Here is a 21,141-nt window from a genome sequence, read left to right on the forward strand (position 1 = left end):
TCATAACGCTTGCACATAGACGCCGCGCGACCTAAGAGCCAGTCATGAGCCAGACATCCCATGACCGCCTTCTGATCATCGACTTCGGCAGCCAGGTGACGCAGCTGATCGCACGCCGCCTGCGCGAGTTGAATGTCTATTGTGAAATCCACCCCTACCAGAATGTCACGATGGACTTTGTGCGCGAAATGGCGCCCAAGGCCGTGATCTTCTCGGGCGGGCCGGACAGCGTGACGCGCGAGGGTTCGCCCCGCGCCCCGCAAGAGATTTTCGACTATGGCGTGCCGATCCTTGGCATTTGCTATGGCCAGCAGGTGATGATGCACCAGCTTGGCGGTAAGGTCGAAAGCGGCCACGGCACCGCCGAGTTTGGACGTGCCTTTGTCACTCCGAAAGGTCAGCTGGATATTCTGGACGGCTGGTTCGCCGACGGCGATGAACAGGTCTGGATGAGCCACGGCGACCACGTCAGCGCAATCGCCCCGGGGTTCGAGGTTTTCGGAACCTCACCCAACGCGCCCTTTGCAATCACCGCCGACACCAGCCGACACTTCTATGCCGTGCAGTTCCACCCCGAGGTGCACCACACCCCCAAGGGCGCGAAACTGTATGAGAACTTCGTAAAACTGGCCGGGTTCGATGGCGACTGGACCATGGGCGCCTATCGCGATGAAATGATCCGCAAGATCCGCGAACAGGTCGGCGACAAGAAAGTCATCTGCGGCCTGTCCGGCGGCGTCGACAGCTCGGTTGCGGCGATCCTGATCCACGAAGCAATCGGTGATCAACTGACCTGTGTGTTCGTCGACCACGGGTTGCTGCGCAAGAACGAAGCGCAGGAAGTCGTCGGCATGTTCCGCGACAACTACAACATCCAGCTGATCCATGCGGATGAAAGCGAGTTGTTCCTGGGCGAACTGGACGGTCAGTCCGACCCCGAAACCAAGCGCAAGATCATCGGTAAGCTGTTCATCGACGTGTTCCAGAAACATGCTGATACCATCGAAGGCGCCGAGTTCCTTGCGCAAGGTACGCTGTATCCTGACGTGATCGAATCGGTCTCGTTCTCGGGCGGTCCGTCGGTCACCATCAAATCGCACCACAACGTCGGCGGCCTGCCGGAAAAGATGGGCCTGAAACTTGTCGAGCCCCTGCGCGAACTGTTCAAGGACGAGGTCCGCGCCCTGGGCCGCGAACTCGGACTGCCGCAGAGCTTTATTGGCCGCCACCCCTTCCCCGGACCGGGCTTGGCAATCCGCTGTCCCGGTGAGATCACCCGCGAGAAACTGGAAATCCTGCGCGAGGCCGACGCGGTCTATATCGACCAGATTCGCAAGCACGGGCTGTATGACGAGATTTGGCAGGCCTTTGTCGCCATTCTGCCCGTCCGCACCGTGGGCGTGATGGGCGACGGGCGGACCTATGACTATGCCTGCGCCATGCGGGCGGTCACTTCGGTCGATGGCATGACTGCCGATTACTACCCGTTCACTCACGAATTCCTTGGCGAAACCGCCACGCGGATCATCAATGAGGTGAAGGGCATCAACCGATGCACCTATGACATCACCTCGAAACCTCCGGGAACGATCGAATGGGAATGACTAAAAAGCCGGGCACTGTCCCGGCTTTTTTGTTTAATTTCAGCCAGAAACCAGCGATTCCCGCAGGCAGGTGAATGGACAGTAGTAAACCGCAGATCGGCAAGGCCGCGCTTTGGATGACCGGGGCTATCGCCTCGTTCTCGTCTATGGCCATTGCAGGCCGAGAGCTGAGCGTAACGCATGATACTTTTGAAATCATGTTCTACCGCAGCCTTGTCGGCATCTGCGTCGTCGCGCTGGTCCTGTCGCTGACCGGAAAGTGGCATCAGGTCTCGACCTTCAAGCTGGGTCTGCACGGCGTCCGGAACCTGACGCATTTCGCAGGTCAAAACCTGTGGTTCTATGCGGTTACAGCCATCCCTCTGGCGCAGGTTTTTGCGTTGGAGTTCACACAGCCCATTTGGGTCATCCTGCTGTCGCCACTGCTGTTGAAAGAACGGCTGACGCCGGTTCGCGTGCTTTCGGCCCTGATCGGCTTTGTCGGCATCCTGATCGTCGCCCGCCCCGGAGCCGTACCGCTCAGCGCGGGTGTTCTGGCAGCCGCCTTATCGGCGGTATTCTTTGCCCTGACAACCATATCGACCAAGACCCTGACGCGGTTTGCCAGCATTGGCTGCATCATGTTCTGGCTGACCGTAATGCAAGCGTTTCTTGGACTGATCGCGGCGGGAATCGATGGGCAAATTACCCTGCCCACTCTGACTACGATGCCATTCCTTTTATTGGTGGGGCTGGCAGGTCTGTTGGCGCATTACTGCATCACCAATGCGCTGGCCATTGCCCCGGCAACCATAGTCGTTCCATTCGATTTTGCCCGCCTGCCGACCATCGCAGTGGTCGGCATGATTCTGTACCACGAGCCGCTGGACCACTGGACCTTGCTTGGGGCGGCCGTGATCTTTTCGGGCATCTTTATGAACGTCCAGGCTGAAAATCGTAACAGTTTAGCAACAGATTCCCCCCACAATCACCAGCAATAACGCACCGTCACCAGTTGACGGTTTAGTAAGCCTTAAGAAAGTATCGAGCACCATAAGTCGGGTCGATCGTAACCACTCAATAACCCAGGCCTGACCTACAGGAGACCTTAAGGGAGGACATGATGAAAAAAGCGCTATTACAGGCGTGCGCACTCAGCGTCGGGGCAACAGCGGCCTATGCAGGCGGCCTGGATCGCAGCGGCCAAGGCATCAACCTGATCTTCGAAGAAGGATCGGTCGCTCAGTTCCGGCTTGGATATACCGACCCAAGCGTTAGCGGCACCTTGCTTGATGCAAACCCCGGCAGCCCGACAAACGGACAAGTTGTAGATTCGGGCAGCGTGGCGAATGATTTCTTCACCCCGCATCTCGGCTACAAAACCGCACTCACGGATCAACTTGATTTCGCGATCATGTATGACGAACCGTTTGGGGCCGATATCGAATATGCGGATGACTATCCGCTGTCCATCAACCCCGTGCCGTTCGGCCGCACCGGCGAAACTCTGAGAGCCAAAGCAGACACCGAAGCGATTACCGCTCTGCTGCGCTACAAATTCGACAACGGGTTCAGTGCAATCGGCGGCGTACGGGCGCAACGCGTCAAAGCCTCGGTCACGGTCCCTGCAGCTGCGGGGTACGATGTGTCTACGGATCGGGACATCGCCTTTGGTTATGTCGTCGGCGTGGCATGGGAAAAGCCCGAGATCGCGGCACGAGTGTCACTTACGTACAACTCGAAAATCTCACACGACCTGTCGCAGAACGAGTCATTCAACCCACTCCCAATCCCGCCGATCCCGCCGGGAACCGTTGCGTCGGTTGACACATCCAGCGAAATCGAAACGCCCCAGTCCATTAACCTAGACTTCCAGACCGGTGTTGCCCCCAAGACCCTGCTGTTCGGTTCGATCCGCTGGGTTGACTGGCCCCAACTGGACTATTCTCCTCCAGCGTACATTGGTATCGTCGGTAGACCGCTGGTTGACTACGACAACGCGACATTCACCTACTCGCTCGGTCTTGGCTACCAGTTCACCGATCAGTTCGCCGGCGCTGTAACGCTGGGCTACGAATCTGACGAGGGAGAACCGGTGTCCAACCTCGGGCCCACGGACGGCTTCTGGAGCATCGGTCTGGGCGGCACCTATTCGCTTGAAAACGCACAAATCTCCGGCGGCGTTCGCTACACCGATATTGGCGATGCGACAGCGGATGGCGGATTTGGCCAGACGGCCAACTTCAGCGGCAACAGCGCGTGGAGTGTCGGTTTCCAGATCACCTACTCGCTGGGCTGATCCAACGCACCAAAGACCTTCAAACCCCGCCACTTCGGCGGGGTTTTTCTTTGCGCAGGTTTCGGGTCGAACGGGTGCGCAGGGGATGCGAAAAGGTGGCATGGCAGCACAAAAACACCTCTCACCGAAAGCATGGGCCGAGCTTCTTTTGCTGGGCCTGATCTGGGGCGCGTCGTTCCTATCAATCCGTATCGCGCTGGACACGATTCCGGTAATGACCTCAGTATTTCATCGCGTTTTCTGGGCCATGCTGGTGCTTTGGCTTGTGGTTCGGGTTCGGCGGCTGGCTGTTCCGCACAGGCCACGCGTTTGGCTGGCGTTTCTGGTCATGGGGCTGCTGAACAACGCCATTCCGTTTTCCCTTATGGCCTGGGGACAGCTTTATATCGAAACCGGCCTGACCTCGATCCTGAATGCGATGACGGCCATTTTTGGCGTGATCGTCGCAGCGTTGTTTTTCAAGGACGAGCGCCTCAGCCGAGGGCGTGCGGTTGGCGTCGGCCTTGGATTTCTGGGAGTCACAATTGCCATCGGGATACGTAACTTTGCCAGTTTCGACCTGCAGAGTATGGCCCAACTGGCCATCATTGCAGGCACGGTATCTTATGCGCTGGCCGGTGCCTGGGCGCGCGTCACCTTGTCTGACCTGCCTCCTGTCGTCGCCGCGGCAGGAATGCTGACCGGATCGACTTTGCTGATCCTACCGATCACGCTGGTGGTCGATGGCGCACCAAGTCTGGACCTTCCCCTGATCACATGGGCAGCGATTGGCTATTACGCTTTGATTGCCACGGCCGGAGCCTACCTGTTGTACTATCGGGTTCTGTCCATGGCCGGTGCAGGAAATCTGTTGCTGGTCACGCTGGTCATCCCTCCGGTCGCGATCGTCCTGGGCGCGGTTTTGCGGGATGAGGCCCTGCCTCCGCAGGCTTTTCTGGGCTTTGCCGTCCTTGCCTTGGGGCTGTTGATCCTCAATCGTGCAGGCTCCCGCAATTGACGCCGCCCGCTGCCCGTTTTAGCTAGGTCGGAAAAAAGGGACAGCGGACAATGATCTACGGCTCGGCAAAAGACTGGCGCAACGCGGCGCGGAAAAAGGTGCTGTTCTTCGGCATGTCGGGTCTGGGCAAGACATATGTGTCCAACGTCCTGCGCGATTCCGGCGACTGGTTTCACTACTCGATCGACTACCGCATCGGCACCCGCTACATGGGCGAATACATCACCGACAACGCCAAGGCCGAGGCGATGAAGGTCCCGTTCCTGCGCGATCTTCTGCTATCAGATTCGATTTATATCGGCTCGAATATCACGTTCGAGAACCTGACCCCTGTGGCCGCCTATCTAGGCAAACCCGGCAATCCTGACTTGGGCGGGATGGAGCTGACTGAATACCGACGCCGTCAAGAACAGTTTCGTCTGGCAGAAATCCACGCCCTGCTGGATACCGAATACTTCATCGACCGTGCACAACGCCTGTATCAATATCCGCATTTCATCTGCGACACGGGCGGATCAATCTGTGAATGGGTAGACCCGAACGACCCGGCCGACCATGTTCTGTCCGAACTGTCCCGCCAGACCCTGATGATCTGGATACAAGGCGATGAGGATCACACCGCCGAGCTGATCCGCCGTTTTGACAAGGCGCCTAAGCCGATGTCCTATCAGCCCGAGTTTCTGACCCGCGTCTGGGACGACTACCTGACCCAGCACGACTACCGGGCCGAGGATGTGGACCCCGACGCCTTTATCCGCTGGACCTATGCGCAAGCGCTGGCGCATCGTCAGCCGCGCTATGAGGCAATGGCCGAGAACTGGGGAGTCACGGTCACCGCCGACGACATGCACAAGGTGCGAGACGCCTCTGATTTCGATGAGTTGATCGAACGCACCCTTGAGACCCGCGCGAACCACGCTTAATTACCGCTTCTACACTGAAACTCCAAAGGCTTGCACCTGATGCCTATCAAGATTCCCGCCGACCTTCCTGCATTTGACGTGCTTACGAAAGAGGGCGTCTCGGTCATGGCCGAGGATCAAGCGATGCGTCAGGACATTCGCCCTTTGCGGATCGGGTTGCTGAACCTGATGCCCAAGAAGATTCAGACCGAGAACCAATTCGCGCGCCTGATCGGGGCGACGCCGCTGCAGATCGACCTATCTTTGATCCGCATGACCGAGCATCGCACCAGAAATACCGCCGCCGAACATATGGCTGAGTTTTACCGCCCCTTTCAGGACGTCAAGGACGAGAAATTTGACGGCCTGATCATCACCGGTGCCCCAATCGAACATCTGGATTTTGTCGATGTCACCTATTGGGATGAAATGCGCGAGGTCTTTGAATGGACACAGACGAACGTGCATTCCACCTTTGGCGTCTGCTGGGGCGGGATGGCGATGATCAACCACTTCCATGGCGTGCAAAAACACATGCTGGACGCCAAGGCGTTCGGCTGTTTCCGCCATTCGAACCTCAACCCGGCATCGCCGTTCCTGCGCGGTTTCTCGGATGATTGCGTGATCCCGGTCAGCCGCTGGACCGAGATGAAGCAGAATGAGATCGATACGGCGGGTGGTTTGGTGACCTTGCTGGGCAGTGACGATGTCGGACCCTGTCTGGTCGAGGATCGGGCGCACCGCGCTCTCTATATCTTCAACCATTTCGAGTACGACAGCGACACTCTGAAACAGGAATATGACCGCGACGTCGCCAATGGCACGCCGATCAACGTGCCGATGAACTACTATCCGGATGACGACCCGACCCAGACGCCGCAGAACAGATGGCGCAGCCATGCGCACCTGCTTTACGGCAACTGGATCAGCGAAATTTACGGCACCACCCCCTATGACATCAGCCGGATTGGTGTCGATCAGACCGATCTGAGGGCCTGACCCAGTGCTGCGCGTCGGCATCATAGTTCTGACCTTGATGGTCACGCTATGGGTCGTCGCGATGTGGCGCGCAGCCAAAAACGAGGCCCGCGCCGAGACCGCCTTTCCTCCCGAAGGCCAGATCGTCGAGGTCGATGGTATTCCGGTCCATGCTGTTGTGATGGGCGAAGGACCGGATGTGGTGCTGCTTCACGGCTCCAGCGGCAATACACGCGACATGACCTTTGCGCTGGCCCCGATATTGGCCGAAAGCTATCGCGTCATTGTGTTCGACCGCCCCGGACTGGGCTACAGCGCCAGCTTCAACTCGGACGGTGAAACCATTGAAGAGCAGGCAGAAATCCTGCAAAGGGCCGCGGCCCAACTGGGGGCCGAAAAACCTATCGTTGCGGGTCAAAGCTATGGCGGATCGGTGTCGCTCGCCTGGGCGGTAACGCGGCCCGACAACATTTCGGCACTGGTCCTGATCGCACCTGCCGCGATCCCGTGGGAAACGCCTCTGGACGGTTTCAACCAACTGGCGTCCACCTCTGTCGGCAGCGCCGTAACCCTGCCGTTTATCACCGCCTTTGCACCCAATTGGTACGTCGAAAAAGCGCTGGACGGGGTGTTCGCACCCCAGACAGCCCCAGAGGGTTATGCCAATCATTTCGGCCCCGGTCTGACCATGCGCCGCGCTTCGATGCACGCCAACTCAAAGCAGCGCGCCAATCTTTTGGAAGAAGTGACGGCCCTGCAACCCCGGTACGGTGAGATCGACGTCCCGACCGAGATCGTTCACGGTACTGCCGATGACACTGTTGTCCTTGAATGGCATTCCCAACGTCTGATCGATGAAATCCCCGGTGCTGAACTGATCGAGCTGCCGGGCATAGGGCACATGCCGCAGGTCGTGGCGGCGCCCGAAGTTGCGGCCGCCATCGACCGCGCCGCACAACGTGCGGGTTTGCGTTAAGCCCTCGGCTAATCCATAGTAGGATATGGATTTTATGGCGAGGTAACACATGGCCCGTTCCGAAAAAGGTTCCATCGAAACGTACTTCAAAAAGGACGCCCCGAAAGAGGTACGTTCGGCCATCGAAAAGTCCGAAAAGGACGACATTCTGAACCCGACCTACCCTTACGACGAACGCATGAAGCGTAAGGAGTATGAAAAAGAGATGGAAAGGCTGCAGATTGAACTGGTCAAGATGCAGTCCTGGGTCAAGGAAACCGATCAGCGGATCGCCCTCATATTCGAGGGCCGCGACGCCGCTGGCAAAGGCGGTACGATCAAGCGGTTCCGCGAAAACCTCAACCCACGCGGCGCGCGTAACGTAGCGCTCAGTAAACCTTCGGACACCGAGCAAAGCCAGTGGTACTTCCAGCGCTATATCCAGCATCTGCCGTCGGCCGGTGAGATCGTGTTTTTTGACCGAAGCTGGTACAACCGTGGAGTTGTGGAAAACGTATTTGGTTTTTGTACCGCAGAACAGCGTGAACGGTTCTTCCGGCAGGTCCTGCCGCTGGAAACCGGGCTGGTGAATGACGGGATTACTCTGTTCAAGTTCTGGCTGAATGTCGGCCGATCCGAGCAGTTGAACCGGTTCCTGTCCCGCGAAACGGACCCTCTGAAGCAGTGGAAACTCAGCCCGATCGACGTGGCAGGCCTGAACAAATGGGACGAATACAGCCAGTCGATCTCGGAAACCCTGACCCGCAGCCATTCCGAGCATTGTCCGTGGACCATTGTCCGGTCCGACGACAAGAAACGCGCGCGGCTGGCGGCCATTCGGACGGTCCTGCACGCGCTGGACTATGACGAAAAGGACGAGGACGCCATCGGGCCGAATGATCCCAAAATCTGCGGCGGACCGGAAATCTGGGACGCATGACCAAGAGTGGACGAAGGCCACAACGGGGATTATGTCATGTGTTCCGACGGCATAAACAACAAAGGCACCTGAAACGGGGATGACGAAACGCGGGTATCACCACGGGAACCTGAAACAAGCTTTGATCGAGGCTGCGCTGTCTCTGATTGAAGAAAAAGGCCCGACCGGCTTTACCTTGTCCGAGGCTGCCAAAACCGCAGGGGTCACTCCGGCTGCGGTTTATCGGCATTTCCACGGACGCGAAGACCTGATTGCCGAGGCCGCACGGCAGGGGTTCGAAATGTTCGCTGACCTGATGCAATACGCCTATGACAAAGGCCAACCCTCGGCCTTGGCCGCGTTCGAGGCAACGGGCCGTGCCTATCTGGCCTTTGCCCGCAAGCATCCGGGCCACTACATCGCCATGTTTGAAAGCGGCATTTCCATCAACCGTACGCCCGAACTGGCGCTGGCGGCGAACCGTGCGAAAGCGGTGCTGGAGAAAGCGGCCTCGGATCTGTCGCAGCACATCCCGCCCGAAAAACGCCCGCCCGCCTCGATGTTCAGCGCCCATATCTGGGCCATGAGCCACGGCGTTGTCGAACTGTTCGCGCGCAACACTGGCGCCAGTTCCCCCTTCCCACCCGAGGATTTGCTGGAATCCGGGATCGGTATCTATCTACGCGGTCTTGGGCTGGTTCCTCAGGACGATTAAGGGTCAGAACCGCGACAACGGCTGCGGCGCGCTGAGGCCTGAGGTCACGTTGATCAGGTCCATCTCGCCCATACCCTTGATGTCGACACGCCCAATGTCCGAGACCTGAAACTCGTCGATCAGGGCGTATTTCATCTCTTCAGGCGCGACGATATTCATCGGATTGGCAAAGACTTGCAGACGAGAAGCAATGTTCACCGCCGGACCGAACACGTCATACACATATTTCTGTATCCCCACGACCGAGCCCACCGCAGCCCCCATGCCCAACCCGATCCGGGCCTGCCATTTATGCGGGTGGCTTTCATTGCGCCGCTCGAGATACCGCAGGAACCGAACCGCGCAATGTGCCACGGCGGTCGCATGATCCGGCGTCGCATCGGGCATCCCTGACACGGCAAGGTAGGCGTCGCCAATGGTCTTGATCCGCTCACACCCGAACTGTTCGACGATACGGTCGAAAGCAGTGAAAATGTCGTTCAGCTCGCTCAGCGTCACGGTCGGGTCGGTCTTGGCCGCGAAATCGGTGAAGCCCACGAAATCCAGCATCACTACTGATACTTGGTCGTATAGCTGAGGCGTGACCACTCCGAACGTCTTGAACTCTTCGTACACAGCGCGCGGCATCAGGTTCAGCAGCAGCCGTTCCACCCGCTCCTTCTCGCGCTCTAATTCACGCGTGTTGCGCTCGACCATGGTCGAATAGCTGTCGATCATGCTTTCAAGTTCGCGAATGCGGGTGATGTTCTGGCATTCGACAACCAGAACCTGCTCGGACAGTCCATTTGCCAGTGACACAGCAGTCGCGAAAATCAACGTTCGGCGCTTTGGCTTGATCTGCAGTTCAACCGAATACCGCAGGCCAGATTGCTTTACGTCTTCCAGTTCACGCAGATCAAGCGACGGGAGGATATCCAGTAGCGTCTGCCCTTCTTCTGGTTTCCCGAACCACTCAGCGAATGGCCCGTTGTGAAACACAAAACTCAGATCCGAGGCACGTACGACCGCAACACCAACTCCGATGGCCCGAAGCAGCTGTTCATTGATGGCCAGGATACTCATGCGGCGTCACGCGCCACAATGATTGCGCGTTTGGATTCAATGGCGTTCAGGGCGATTTTAATGTGCCCTTCCTCCATCCCGTGCATGGCCAGTGCTTCGCCAAAAAGCTCGGCCATCTCGTCGAAATCTGCGTGAGAGATATTGAGATGCCGGTGAACCGCTTCGATACGTTCATCACTGAAGGATGCGGGCCCACCCACCAAAGAAGACACGAATTTGGTTTGGTGGTCGATCAGGCGCGGCATGTCGATGTCTTCGAAATAGCCGCCGATCTGATCAGACTCCAAGGCCATTTCGTAGAATGTCATTACGATCCGGCTGATGGTTTTGAACCCGCCGTATCTTTCATAGATTGTCTGCCCCACACCAAACACCCAAACGTTAACCACAAACAACACTGCAAGGTTATATCAAATCGACAGTTTTGTTAACGCTTATGCGTTGCACGGCTGGTATCAGGGGAATCCAAGCCTGATTTGCGATCACACACTCAGGTCGTCAGCACATGGAATGAACCCGACAAACCCGCCATCTTCCAGCAAACGACGTTGACCGCCCGCACGCCAATAGAGTTTGCGTCCCGTCGCCTTCAGTTCACGCCGAACGCGGAACCACAGTGGCCCCTTGTCCAGACCACTGTTGGTTTTCTGGTCCTGCGATCGCTCGCTGACCTTGACGGTTTCGGCGGTCCGGTCCTGTTGCTTGGACCAGATCATCTGCACCCCGACCGCTGGAAAGCACTGATACATGCGCCAATCCGGACGCGGGATCGATATGAAATCGTCCAGATGGTCCGAATACTGCTCGGACCAGGACAACAGTTTACGGCAGGCCGCCTGCGTCACGATGTAGGCGGCTGCGCTGGGGGCCATTTCCAACATCGGTCTTACCGAGACCCCTGCAATCTCCTGCAACGGACCAAACCGCAAGGACCGGGGCGAGTAATCAAGTTTAATGAGGTCAAACCCGTCTCCGACATTCAGCAGTGCCGCGATGACCTTCCCGGCGTTGGCGGACATTTCAACGTCATCCTCGAAGACTGCAACCGCCTTCAGATCCCGGTCCACAGCTGCCTGCCACACGGCACGATGACTTTCGAAACAGGCGATTTCGCTTTGCTTCAATCCCCAACGACTACCGGTTCCTGGGGCATAGCCGTTGCCGTCGAGAGTTCCAGATTGTTGTCCGTCCACCGCGCTGAACCGTTGGGCGCCGACCAACCCTGTGTGGGCGAACTGAGCTTCCATGAAGCTGGCACGCTCGGGCACCCGGTCGAGGTTGATAAAGCGGACCCCCGTTCCTGATGGCAGTTCGTATTGTCCCACGGCATTTCCTTTCCAACAGTATCGTCAGATACACACCGCCGAACCGGACAATCAACCCCACCCTCGGATTGGATGTAAGGAAGGGCCGAAGACCCTTCCTTGCAATACGATCAGGCGCTGATCGTGTTGTGTTCCGGCCCATACGGGAAGCCGGTGATGTTCTCGGCACCCGTTTCTTCGACGACCAGAATGTCATGCTCGCGATACCCACCCGCGCCTTTCTGGCCTTCGGGGATCCACAGCATCGGCTCGATCGAGACAACCATGCCCGGCTCCAACACTGTGTCGATGTCCTCACGCAGTTCCAGCCCGGCCTCGCGACCGTAATAGTGGCTGAGAATACCGAAGGAGTGGCCATAACCGAACGAGCGGTATTGCAGCAGGCCTTCGTCGGCAAAGAAGCGGTTGATCTCTTCGCAGATGCCCGAGCAGGTCGCGCCAGGTTTGATCAGGCTCAGCCCCAGCTCATGCGCGGCGACGTTGGCCTTCCAGATGCGCAGGCTTTCCGCGTCGGGCTCACCAAGAAACAGGGTGCGCTCCAAAGCGGTGTAATAGCCCGAGATCATCGGGAAGGTGTTCAACGACAGGATATCGCCCTTTTGCAGTGCACGTTTGGTGACCGGGTTATGCGCACCATCGGTGTTCAAACCGGATTGGAACCAGACCCACGTGTCGCGGTACTCGGCATCTGGATAGGCGCGTGCAATTTCTGCTTCCATCGCGTCACGACCGGCCATGGCGATATCGATCTCGGTCGCGCCTTCGCGGATGGCAGCGTGAATGGCTGCACCGCCCACATCTGCCGTGCGCGCGCCACCCTTGATCAGCTCGATCTCTTCGGCGGATTTCACCATGCGTGCGGCCATGGTATCGGGGGCAATGTCCACCAGCTCTGGCCCGCCCAGCATGTCCAGCGCGGTGTCGCGCATGGCAAGCGTCATGTGATCACCTTCGATACCGATCCGACACGCCGAGCCGATCAGGTTGGCCACAGCGCGCCAGTAGTTGTTCCGCTTCCAGTCGGTGTAGATCACGTTTTCTTCGACCGAGCGCCGCCAGGGCTGCCCCGCGTCGATATTCGCCGACACGGTCGTGCATGCGTCCTGTGTCACCACGCAGCCATACGGACGGCCGAACGAGCAATACAGAAAGCCCGAGTAATAGGCGATGTTGTGCATCGACGTCAGCAGCACCGCCGGGATATCGCGCGCCGCCATCGTTGCGCGCAGGCTGGCCAGACGGCGGTCATATTCCGACTTGCTGAAGGGCAGCGGAGCCTTGTCGCCATTGTGACAGGTGAAGAACTCGGGGCGATTTTGCAGATCAGTCATTTGGTCTCTCCTCAATGCCGGACAGGCACAGCCCGGCCACAAGTCCCGGCGTTCAGGACAAGCGGCCTCGGGAACCGAGAGCCATACACCCCGCTTTACGTCACGACGCCATCGCGACCGGGGTGCATGGTGAAAGGGCTAAATCAGCTTTCGAGTCGCGTCAAGCCGGGCTGAGACCCCGCAGGCGTTCCGACCGCCGCCGCAGCAGTTCGACCGTGGTCAGCAGCGCAATCGAGATGACCACCAAGATCGTTGCCACCGCCAGAATAGTCGGGCTGATCTGTTCACGCAGGCCGGTAAACATTTGCCAAGGCAGTGTTTTCTGGCTGGCCGAACCGACGAACAGCACCACCACAACCTCGTCGAACGAGGTGATGAAGGCAAACAGGCCACCCGAGATCACGCCCGGCAGAATCAGCGGCATCTGGATCTTGAAAAAGGTCCGCACCGGCCCTGCCCCCATATTCGCAGCCGCGCGGGTCAGCGACTGATCAAACCCGACCAGAGTCGCAGTCACCGTGATGATCACAAAGGGAATACCCAGAACAGCGTGAGCGAGGATAACCTTCACATAGCCCACAAAGTTCTTGTCCATGCCCAGCGTGCCCTCGAGGAACCGCCCGATGTCGCTGTAGAAAAAGAACATCCCCGTCGCCGAGATGATCAACGGCACGATCATGGGCGAGATCAGGATACCCATGATGGCCCTACGCCCGGGTACGTGGCTCTGGCTGAGGCCGATGGCCGCCAGCGTCCCCAAAGACACCGAGATAATCGTCGCAATCGGCGCAATAATCAGCGAGTTCTTGAAGCTGCGCTGCCATTCATTGTTGGTGAAGAAATCGCGGTAATGCTTCAGCGAATACCCTTCGGGATCCAGCCGCAGCATCTCGGGCGTGAAGGTAAAGAAGTCCTGTGCGTTAAAAGACAGCGGCAGAACCACAAGGATCGGCGTGATCAGGAAGACAAAGATCGCACCGCAAATCACGCGGAACAGATAATGCTCGAACACCTGCCGACCTGTCAGATAGGGCAACAGCTTTTGCCGATAGCGGCCCTCGTAGAGCCAGAAGATGAAGAAGGCAAAGAACCAGCCGACCAGAAGCCCGGCAATCAATCCGGTGATCCCGGCAAAGAAGAACCCGATGGCGCCAAGCCCCAGAACGGTGATCCAGCGCGCAACACGTTCATTGTCGAGCACGGTGATGTAGACCCAGGCCAGCGCCGCCATAAGCGCGGCGCCGATCAGGATGCCCAGCAGGACATTGCCCTGCCCGGCACCGACGAACATGCCGACGAAACCTCCGGCAATGGCGACCGCCGGCAGAACGACCGACAACGGTTTGCGGGATATAGGTGTAAGTGCTGCCATGATCTTTATCCCAGTTTCACGTTATCGATGCCCACGATCTTGTCGTAGCACCAGTAGAGCAACAGAACGACCGCCAGCAGGATCGTCCCCAACGCCGCAGCCAGACCCCAGTTCAGCGAGGACGAGATGTGATAGGCAATTCGGTTCGAAATGAAGACACCTTTGGTGCCGCCCACGATCTCGGGCGTGATGTAGTAGCCGATGGCCAGAATGAACACGAGGATCGACCCCGCGCCGATGCCCGGAATGGATTGCGGGAAGTAGATCCTCCAGAAGGTCGTCCAGTTGGTCGCCCCCATCGACTTGGCCGCGCGGGTGTAGGATGGCGGGATCGTCTGCATCACCGAATACATCGGCAGGATCATGAACGGCAGCAGAATGTGGGTCATCGCGATAATTGTGCCGAACTGGTTATTGATGATCACAAGTCGTGCGTCATCAGCAACCAACCCCAGCCAGACCAATGTTTCGTTGATCACGCCCTGCTGCTGCAACATGACTTTCCACGCAGAGGTTCGCACCAGCAGCGAAGTCCAGAAGGGAAGCAACACCAGGATCATCAGCAGGTTCGACACGCGCATTGGCAGCGTCGCCAGCAGATACGAAACCGGATAGGCCAACAGAATGCAGGCACCGGTAATGATCAGCGACATCATCAGCGTACGGCCGAACAGTTTGATCAGGATCTGTTTGTCCTCGGGCTGTGCCTGCGCACCTTCGGGTGTGCGACGCATGTCGACGGCGTTCAGGAAATAACCGTTCGTGATCGGAACCGCATGGGTTTTGATCGTGCGCCAGGTCTCGACATCGCCCCAGCCGTCGTGAATCTCGATCAGCTTTTCTTTGAACGGCGCATCAGCTTCGGGGTCCAAGCGCTTGATATTGCGACCTGACTTTCGGAACATCGAGGACATGCCCGTCTGCTCATAGTTCAGGCGTGTGCCAAGTCTCGTATGCGTTTTCGCCTCAACGGCCACGATCATGTCTTTTATAAACGCGGCGTACAGAGCTTCGTCGGGCAGCTCTCCACCTTCGGCATCCCAGTTCTGCAGCTCAACCACAGTCAGTGGGAGCGTTTCAGCAACGATACCGTTCTCAACCGACCGCATCAACATCGACACGATCGGGATCACAAACGAGAGCATTACAAACAACAGCAAGGGCGCAATAAGGGCCAGCGCCCGTAGTTTGCGGCGGCGCAGGGATCGCGCCAGCGATTTCTTCAGTGGCGTGCCATCGGCGGCCAGCATCGGACCGGATTGAGTAGCGTCAGTCATCTGCGTCCCTTGGTCTTTGGTGGGTCGGGGCCATTGGCGGCCCCAACCTTGCGTTTCAAGACAGGCTTATTTTGCCAGCCATGCCTGGAACTTGGCGTCGATATCGTCGCGGTAGTCAGCCCAGAACTCGTAGTTGTACAGGAACGTGTTCTTGGCGTTTTCCGGATCGGTCGGCATGTGCGGTGCCATGTCGATGCCCAGTTCAGCGTGCTGACCAACCAGCGGTGCCGACGAGGCACGGGCCGGACCGTACGAGATGTACTTGGCCTGATCCGCCAGACGTTGCGTGTCGGTCGCGAAGCGCAGGTAATCCAGCGCGCGTTGCTTGCGCTCTTCATCCAGACCGGCAGGAATAATCCAACCGTCAATGTCAAACACCTGCGCGTCCCACAGCATCGCAACCGGCTGGTTCTGCTCTTCGATCACGCTGAACAGACGACCGTTATAGGTCGAGCCCATGACAACCTCGCCATCGGCCAGCAGCTGCGGCGTGTCGGCACCCGCAGACCACCACACGACGCTGTCCTTGATGGTGTCCAGCTTGGCCAGCGCCTGATCCTGCCCTTCCGGGGTTGCCAGCACGTCATAGACGTCGTCCTTGGCAACGCCATCACACAGCAGCGCCCATTCCATGTTGTTGATCGGACGTTTCTCCAGCGAGCGTTTACCCGGATAGGTTTCCAGATCGAACACTGCGCAGATTTCGGTCGGAGGGTTGTCGCCCACCAGGTCAGTGCGATATCCGAAGGTGGTCGAATATACGATGCTCGGGATGTAGCAGTCGCTGACAATCAGTTCACCGAAATCCTCGGAGGCCGGCGACCCATCGGGCGCTGGCTCCAGCATCGTGTCATGATCGATTTCCATCGCCAGACCTTCGTCGCACAGACGGATCGCATCCGAGGCCACAACGTCAACCACATCCCAGGTGATGTTGCCCGCTTCGTTCATGGCGCGCAGCTTGGCGACCGCTTCGTTCGAGCTGTCGTCATTAAGGATGGTGATACCGGTCTTTTCCGAATAGGGCTCGTGATAAGCTTTCAACTGCGATTTGGAGTATGCGCCGCCCCACGAGACGATCGTCATCTCCTGGGCCATCGCGCCACCGGCAACCGCGGCAAGTGCACTCGCCATCAGAGTGGTTTTGGTAACTTTCATTATTAACTCCCTGTTATACCCGTTAATTTTAGCTTTGAAGATCGGATCACGGGGCAACCCGATCATCTAATGTCCCGCGCACCCGGGCGGATCACACGGGGAATTCCTGTATCAGGCGTCCAGCGCCCGGCAGTCTTGTGCCAGCCACCCGATCTCGACCTCTTGGCCGGGGCGCAACTTGACCGCGTCCGGCGCGTTCCGGGTCTTGATGATGAAGTCATCATTGCCTGCAACGGACAGGCGAAAGCGGAACACGTCGCCCATATAGATGAACTCTTTCACCGTGGCCTTCAGCGTATGCGCATCGGCGTGCAGACGATCCTTGTTGAATTCGACGCGTTCAGGGCGGATCGAAACCTTGGTCCGATCACCAGCTTTATGGACGTTCACCGGCTTGGCATCAATCTCGGACCCGTCATCCAGAACAACCACGCACGAGTCGCCGTCGATTGACTTAACAACGCCTTCCAATGTGTTGTTTTCACCAATGAATTGCGCAACAAAGCTATTTTCTGGTTCTTCATAAAGAAGGTCTGGCGGAGCCAACTGTTGGATACGGCCATCATCGAACACGGCAACACGGTCCGACATCGTCAGCGCTTCGGTCTGGTCGTGGGTCACGTAAACGGTGGTGATCCCCAACTCATGCGCCAGACGAGTGATTTCGAACTGCATATGCTCACGCAGCTGTTTGTCCAGCGCGCCCAGCGGTTCGTCCATCAGAACCAGTTCAGGTTCGAACACCAGCGCACGCGCCAGAGCGATCCGCTGTTGCTGACCACCGGACAGTTGTGCCGGACGACGGCTGCCAAAGGCACCCATCTGCACCATATCCAGTGCCCGCTTAACCTTTTCCTCGCGCTGATCCTTGCCCATCTTCCGCACTTCCAGCGGGAACGAGAGGTTCTCGGCCACAGTCATATGCGGAAACAGCGCGTAGTTCTGGAACACCATCCCGATACCGCGCTTGTGCGGCGGGATGTTGTTGATCGGCTTCCCATCCAACATGATTTCGCCGTGTGTGGCGGTTTCAAACCCGGCCAGCATCATCAGGCAAGTTGTCTTACCGGACCCCGACGGGCCCAGCATTGTCAGAAACTCACCTTTTGGCATTGAGAGGTTTAGATCTTTTACAACGAGTACTTCGCCATCATAAGACTTCTGGACACGCTGAAACTCGACGAACGCTGCGTCATTTGACATATACCAACTTGGCTCCCTGTGGTCTGTTGTTTGCCCGGTTTATCCGGATCTCAACGACCTATTGGCCTCATTAAAGGACATGCGAGACGCGGCGTGCAACCAAAATGTGACAAAGGTCAGACATTTTCGGATGCGCCTGCATCGCCATTAGGCGGAATTCAGTTTCCGCATGTGCCATGCAAGGCTTTGATTGCTGGACAAAACCGGCTTTTTCAGGCGGCTTGCGATCTCGGGGATAGCATCAAAAGTTCTTAGATTCGTGCAGCTTATGAAAACAGCCTCAACCGATGGATCAGCGCCGAGACTCAGTGCTGCATCCACCACGGAACGCTGTGTAATGCGTACAACTTTCGATTCTTCCGCCTCTCCGAACGAGCCGAAAACGTCCATGAAAACCCCGTTTTTGGCAAAGGCCCGCCGCAGCGGTTCGTTCACTTCTTCGATATAGGGTGACAACAGCGCGAACTTAGACACGCCTAGGTGGTTCGCACAGGCCGACGCCGCACGCAGAGGGTTCGTGACCACGGCCGCGTTGCAGGTTTTCTGAACCATCCGTTCGATCTGGTCGGACCCGATAACCGAGCTGGCCGATGTGCACCCGTACCCAACCACCTTGTATGGCCGAATCTTGGGCAACAGGTTAGCCGCGGCAGGCAGGGCCTTTTCCATTTCCGCCAGCGAATCCGTCGTCACCTCGGCCCCGCTGGGAATACGCGAAACATAGATCGGCGCGCGCCGGTCGGCGAAATAGGTGCTGAACTCGGGCTCGATCGTCTCGTCGGTTTGCAAGACGATCAACCCCATCGGCGAGGCATCGGGGTCGTCCTTGTCCAGCGTGTAGGGCAGGTAGCTCATATCTTGGGCAACTCCGGGCCGATTCTGGGGCTGATGAATCGCGGTGCCCCATGGGTGACAACGATATTTTCTTCATGAACGAGGATTTTGTCGCCGACCGCAATACCCGGTTCTAGCGTCAGGACCATTCCTGGCACCAGCACCGTATGATCGGTGGGGATCAAAGACGGCCATTCCGTCAGGGACATCCCCAACCCATGCCCCAGCCGCCCTGCGCCCGTCTCACCCGAGGTGCGTGACAGGACATTGTTCATGACGTGAAACAGCTCTGCCGCCGTTGCACCGGGGCGCGCAGTCTCGAATGCGGCATCCGAGGCTTCGATCAGCGTCGCATAGGCGTCACGCACCTGAGGGTTGGCCGCTCCGATCGACCAATTACGGTCGAAGTCGCAGAAATACCCGTCCCAAACCAGCCCGGTATCCAGCATCAGAACATCGCCGGGTGCCAACGCGGTGGCACGGGCCGGTGAGATCACGTCAACATATCCCCCTTGTTCAGCCCCGCCCGCAAGGTACGGCACCCAGTCCGCGCCCTCGTCCAGACACAGCATCTGGAATCGGCGGAAGACCTCGTCCAGCGCGACGCCTTCACTGGCAATCTCGGGCACGCGCTGGAAGGCGCGCCCAGCAATGGCGCAGGCGGTTTCGATCTTCGCAATCTCGGCCGGGGATTTGACCATCCGAAGCGCGCGGAGAATCCCGTCGTCACTGCCCAGAACCCGGTTCCCCAGCCCCTGCTGCAACCGGTTCAGGTCTGCCAGCGGCATACGAATATGGGTTTCGTGCCTATCCGGCAGGCCGATAACCGCCCCTTCCGGACAAACCTCACTCAGAGTTTCGGCCAACAGGCTGACACCGTCGTCGCTCAAGTCCGGGGCGCTCCAGGTGCGGATGTCATCTACCCATGTCTGCGCCATCAGCGCTGCCCCGATTGACGGGATCACGGCAATCGGCTTGCCGGAAACGGGAAGGACTAAGAACCACGGGCGTGTCGGGCTTTCCCAAAAACGAGTCAGGTAGCCGGTGAAATAGCGGATCTCGGGCTCGGTAGTCAGCAACAATGCCGACAGGCCCACCTGCGCCATCTGGCGTTGCGCGCGTTCGGTTCGCGCGCAAAATTCGGACGTCTCAAAGCCTCTCATTCGGCGATCTCAGACAGGAAACACAAGACACGGGCATCGGGGCCGATACCTAGGGCTTCGCGCACTTGGGCATTCATGACGGCGGCAACCCCTGCCCCGCCTGACGCGGTGGTGGCGATACCCGCTGTGGCCATGGCCGGAAGATGCCTGATCACTTGCTCATCAGAAAGGGTCAGGAAACTGTCTGCATCGCGCGCCAGGCCGTTCAGAGCAATCAGCGACGGCTCCTTGCAATCGAGCCGTCCCATCACGCTGTCGGGGCCGTCGGCAAAAACGCAGGCGCCGGCCTCGATACTGGCCTGCAAGGCCGGGGCGGCTTCGGGTTCGACCACGATGATTTGCGGTGCATCCCCCCAGACGGTTCGTGCATAGGCCGCAACAGCGCCGGCCATTCCGCCCACCCCAGCTTGCAGCATGATATGGGTCGGCACCTGCGGGCATTGCCGGGCGGCCTCGGCCGCCATCTGCAAATACCCCTCCATCAGAGTATGCGGCAGGTCGAAATACCCCTCCCACGAACTGTCCGAGAGCAATGTCCAGTTGTTGTCGCTCGCCGCTTTACTGGCGGCGTCCATACTGGCGGCGTAATCCGCCCCTTCACGCACAACCCTTGCGCCCTGATCACGCAGGCGTTCGGCAAAGCCTTCGGGCACGGTATCGGCGATGTAGACCACTGCATCCGCCCCGAACCTGCGCGCGCCTGACGCCACGCTTAACCCGTGATTGCCCGCGCTGGCCGTGACATAAGTGCGGCCCGACAGCGTTGCGGTGTCCGGTGCTTCGGCAGTCTCTGCCGCATGGCGCGCAATGACATAGGCCGCGCCCAAGGCCTTGAACGACCCCAGCCCCATCCGCTCACGTTCATCCTTGACCCAGAGGTGCGCGACATCCGCCAGCCCCGGAACTTCGGTCAATGGGGTCTCGTCAGCGGACAGGCAACGCGCGATCAATTCCGAGGCACGCGCCACATTCGTAGACGGAAACGGTGCGCCCTCAATCAGTTTCTGACCGGCACGATACGGGTTGGATGTGATTTTCAACTGAGTGTCTTCCCTGTGTTGCCCATTG

At 58.4% G+C, this 21,141-nt stretch carries 20 protein-coding genes; 9 read left to right on the forward strand and 11 right to left on the reverse strand.

Annotated features, from left to right (window positions below; genetic code table 11):
• Window positions 1-44 precede the first annotated feature (44 nt).
• From guaA to ACR0KW_RS01965, 9 genes are all read left to right on the forward strand, one after another.
• Window positions 45-1,604: a glutamine-hydrolyzing GMP synthase gene (gene guaA, locus ACR0KW_RS01925; RefSeq protein WP_480803495.1), complete on the forward strand. Its 1,560-nt coding sequence runs from the start codon at window positions 45-47 to the stop codon at window positions 1,602-1,604.
• A gap of 74 nt (window positions 1,605-1,678) precedes the next feature.
• Window positions 1,679-2,584 (forward strand): DMT family transporter, encoded by a 906-nt coding sequence (locus ACR0KW_RS01930; protein ID WP_480803496.1) that lies wholly within the window; start codon window positions 1,679-1,681, stop codon window positions 2,582-2,584.
• A gap of 122 nt (window positions 2,585-2,706) precedes the next feature.
• Window positions 2,707-3,882 (forward strand): OmpP1/FadL family transporter, encoded by a 1,176-nt coding sequence (locus ACR0KW_RS01935; RefSeq protein WP_480803497.1) that lies wholly within the window; start codon window positions 2,707-2,709, stop codon window positions 3,880-3,882.
• Window positions 3,883-3,982: 100 nt separating this feature from the next.
• Window positions 3,983-4,879, forward strand: coding sequence for a DMT family transporter (locus ACR0KW_RS01940; RefSeq protein WP_480803498.1), 897 nt, complete (start codon window positions 3,983-3,985; stop codon window positions 4,877-4,879).
• A 50-nt stretch (window positions 4,880-4,929) separates the two neighbouring features.
• Window positions 4,930-5,802 (forward strand): ATPase, encoded by an 873-nt coding sequence (locus tag ACR0KW_RS01945; RefSeq protein WP_480803499.1) that lies wholly within the window; start codon window positions 4,930-4,932, stop codon window positions 5,800-5,802.
• Window positions 5,803-5,841: 39 nt separating this feature from the next.
• Window positions 5,842-6,780 carry a homoserine O-acetyltransferase MetA gene (gene metA, locus ACR0KW_RS01950; protein ID WP_480803500.1) on the forward strand — a complete coding sequence of 313 codons (939 nt, stop codon included), beginning with the start codon at window positions 5,842-5,844 and terminating at the stop codon, window positions 6,778-6,780.
• 4 nt (window positions 6,781-6,784) lie between these two features.
• Entirely contained in the window at window positions 6,785-7,735 is a 951-nt protein-coding gene (locus tag ACR0KW_RS01955; protein WP_480803501.1) for an alpha/beta fold hydrolase, read from the forward strand.
• 49 nt (window positions 7,736-7,784) lie between these two features.
• Window positions 7,785-8,654, forward strand: a complete 870-nt coding sequence (ppk2, locus tag ACR0KW_RS01960; protein WP_480803502.1) for a polyphosphate kinase 2 — start codon at window positions 7,785-7,787, stop codon at window positions 8,652-8,654.
• 79 nt (window positions 8,655-8,733) lie between these two features.
• A complete protein-coding gene (locus ACR0KW_RS01965; protein WP_170324732.1) occupies window positions 8,734-9,348 on the forward strand; it encodes a TetR/AcrR family transcriptional regulator in 615 nt (204 codons plus the stop codon).
• Window positions 9,349-9,351: 3 nt separating this feature from the next.
• On the opposite strand, the gene ACR0KW_RS01970 is transcribed toward ACR0KW_RS01965, so the two are convergent.
• From ACR0KW_RS01970 to ACR0KW_RS02020, 11 genes are all read right to left on the reverse strand, one after another.
• On the reverse strand, window positions 9,352-10,410 hold the full coding sequence (locus ACR0KW_RS01970; RefSeq protein WP_480803503.1) for an adenylate/guanylate cyclase domain-containing protein: 1,059 nt from the start codon (window positions 10,408-10,410) through the stop codon (window positions 9,352-9,354).
• A complete protein-coding gene (locus ACR0KW_RS01975; protein WP_480803504.1) occupies window positions 10,407-10,799 on the reverse strand; it encodes a group I truncated hemoglobin in 393 nt (130 codons plus the stop codon). Before ACR0KW_RS01975 ends, ACR0KW_RS01970 begins: the two co-directional genes overlap by 4 nt.
• 93 nt (window positions 10,800-10,892) lie before the next feature.
• The gene (locus tag ACR0KW_RS01980; RefSeq protein WP_480803505.1) at window positions 10,893-11,735 is read right to left on the reverse strand and encodes a glycosyltransferase family 25 protein; all 843 of its coding nucleotides are present in this window, start codon (window positions 11,733-11,735) and stop codon (window positions 10,893-10,895) included.
• Window positions 11,736-11,845: 110 nt separating this feature from the next.
• Window positions 11,846-13,066, reverse strand: coding sequence for an aminopeptidase P family protein (locus ACR0KW_RS01985; protein ID WP_480803506.1), 1,221 nt, complete (start codon window positions 13,064-13,066; stop codon window positions 11,846-11,848).
• 160 nt (window positions 13,067-13,226) lie between these two features.
• A complete protein-coding gene (locus ACR0KW_RS01990) occupies window positions 13,227-14,438 on the reverse strand; it encodes an ABC transporter permease (protein ID WP_480803507.1) in 1,212 nt (403 codons plus the stop codon).
• 5 nt (window positions 14,439-14,443) lie between these two features.
• Window positions 14,444-15,715, reverse strand: coding sequence for an ABC transporter permease (locus ACR0KW_RS01995; RefSeq protein WP_170324726.1), 1,272 nt, complete (start codon window positions 15,713-15,715; stop codon window positions 14,444-14,446).
• A 66-nt stretch (window positions 15,716-15,781) separates the two neighbouring features.
• Window positions 15,782-16,873, reverse strand: coding sequence for an extracellular solute-binding protein (locus tag ACR0KW_RS02000; RefSeq protein ID WP_480803508.1), 1,092 nt, complete (start codon window positions 16,871-16,873; stop codon window positions 15,782-15,784).
• Window positions 16,874-16,984: 111 nt separating this feature from the next.
• Window positions 16,985-18,076: an ABC transporter ATP-binding protein gene (locus ACR0KW_RS02005; RefSeq protein WP_170324724.1), complete on the reverse strand. Its 1,092-nt coding sequence runs from the start codon at window positions 18,074-18,076 to the stop codon at window positions 16,985-16,987.
• A gap of 147 nt (window positions 18,077-18,223) precedes the next feature.
• The gene (locus ACR0KW_RS02010; RefSeq protein WP_480803509.1) at window positions 18,224-18,931 is read right to left on the reverse strand and encodes a maleate cis-trans isomerase family protein; all 708 of its coding nucleotides are present in this window, start codon (window positions 18,929-18,931) and stop codon (window positions 18,224-18,226) included.
• On the reverse strand, window positions 18,928-20,073 hold the full coding sequence (locus tag ACR0KW_RS02015) for a M24 family metallopeptidase (RefSeq protein WP_480803510.1): 1,146 nt from the start codon (window positions 20,071-20,073) through the stop codon (window positions 18,928-18,930). The genes ACR0KW_RS02010 and ACR0KW_RS02015 overlap by 4 nt, the downstream gene beginning before the upstream one ends.
• Window positions 20,070-21,113: a pyridoxal-phosphate dependent enzyme gene (locus tag ACR0KW_RS02020; RefSeq protein WP_480803511.1), complete on the reverse strand. Its 1,044-nt coding sequence runs from the start codon at window positions 21,111-21,113 to the stop codon at window positions 20,070-20,072. The genes ACR0KW_RS02015 and ACR0KW_RS02020 overlap by 4 nt, the downstream gene beginning before the upstream one ends.
• Window positions 21,114-21,141: the final 28 nt, after the last annotated feature.

It is taken from the genome of Ruegeria sp. CG11 (genome assembly GCF_056537245.1).

Bases quoted from the DNA above. Each gene is read 5' to 3' on its own strand.
- guaA (WP_480803495.1), top strand. From the start codon at position 45: ATGAGCCAGACATCCCATGACCGCCTTCTGATCATCGACTTCGGCAGC.
- ACR0KW_RS01930 (WP_480803496.1), top strand. From the start codon at position 1,679: ATGGACAGTAGTAAACCGCAGATCGGCAAGGCCGCGCTTTGGATGACC.
- ACR0KW_RS01935 (WP_480803497.1), top strand. From the start codon at position 2,707: ATGAAAAAAGCGCTATTACAGGCGTGCGCACTCAGCGTCGGGGCAACA.
- ACR0KW_RS01940 (WP_480803498.1), top strand. From the start codon at position 3,983: ATGGCAGCACAAAAACACCTCTCACCGAAAGCATGGGCCGAGCTTCTT.
- ACR0KW_RS01945 (WP_480803499.1), top strand. From the start codon at position 4,930: ATGATCTACGGCTCGGCAAAAGACTGGCGCAACGCGGCGCGGAAAAAG.
- metA (WP_480803500.1), top strand. From the start codon at position 5,842: ATGCCTATCAAGATTCCCGCCGACCTTCCTGCATTTGACGTGCTTACG.
- ppk2 (WP_480803502.1), top strand. From the start codon at position 7,785: ATGGCCCGTTCCGAAAAAGGTTCCATCGAAACGTACTTCAAAAAGGAC.
- ACR0KW_RS01965 (WP_170324732.1), top strand. From the start codon at position 8,734: ATGACGAAACGCGGGTATCACCACGGGAACCTGAAACAAGCTTTGATC.
- ACR0KW_RS01970 (WP_480803503.1), bottom strand. From the start codon at position 10,410: ATGAGTATCCTGGCCATCAATGAACAGCTGCTTCGGGCCATCGGAGTT.
- ACR0KW_RS01985 (WP_480803506.1), bottom strand. From the start codon at position 13,066: ATGACTGATCTGCAAAATCGCCCCGAGTTCTTCACCTGTCACAATGGC.
- ACR0KW_RS01990 (WP_480803507.1), bottom strand. From the start codon at position 14,438: ATGGCAGCACTTACACCTATATCCCGCAAACCGTTGTCGGTCGTTCTG.
- ACR0KW_RS01995 (WP_170324726.1), bottom strand. From the start codon at position 15,715: ATGACTGACGCTACTCAATCCGGTCCGATGCTGGCCGCCGATGGCACG.
- ACR0KW_RS02000 (WP_480803508.1), bottom strand. From the start codon at position 16,873: ATGAAAGTTACCAAAACCACTCTGATGGCGAGTGCACTTGCCGCGGTT.
- ACR0KW_RS02005 (WP_170324724.1), bottom strand. From the start codon at position 18,076: ATGTCAAATGACGCAGCGTTCGTCGAGTTTCAGCGTGTCCAGAAGTCT.
- ACR0KW_RS02010 (WP_480803509.1), bottom strand. From the start codon at position 18,931: ATGAGCTACCTGCCCTACACGCTGGACAAGGACGACCCCGATGCCTCG.
- ACR0KW_RS02015 (WP_480803510.1), bottom strand. From the start codon at position 20,073: ATGAGAGGCTTTGAGACGTCCGAATTTTGCGCGCGAACCGAACGCGCG.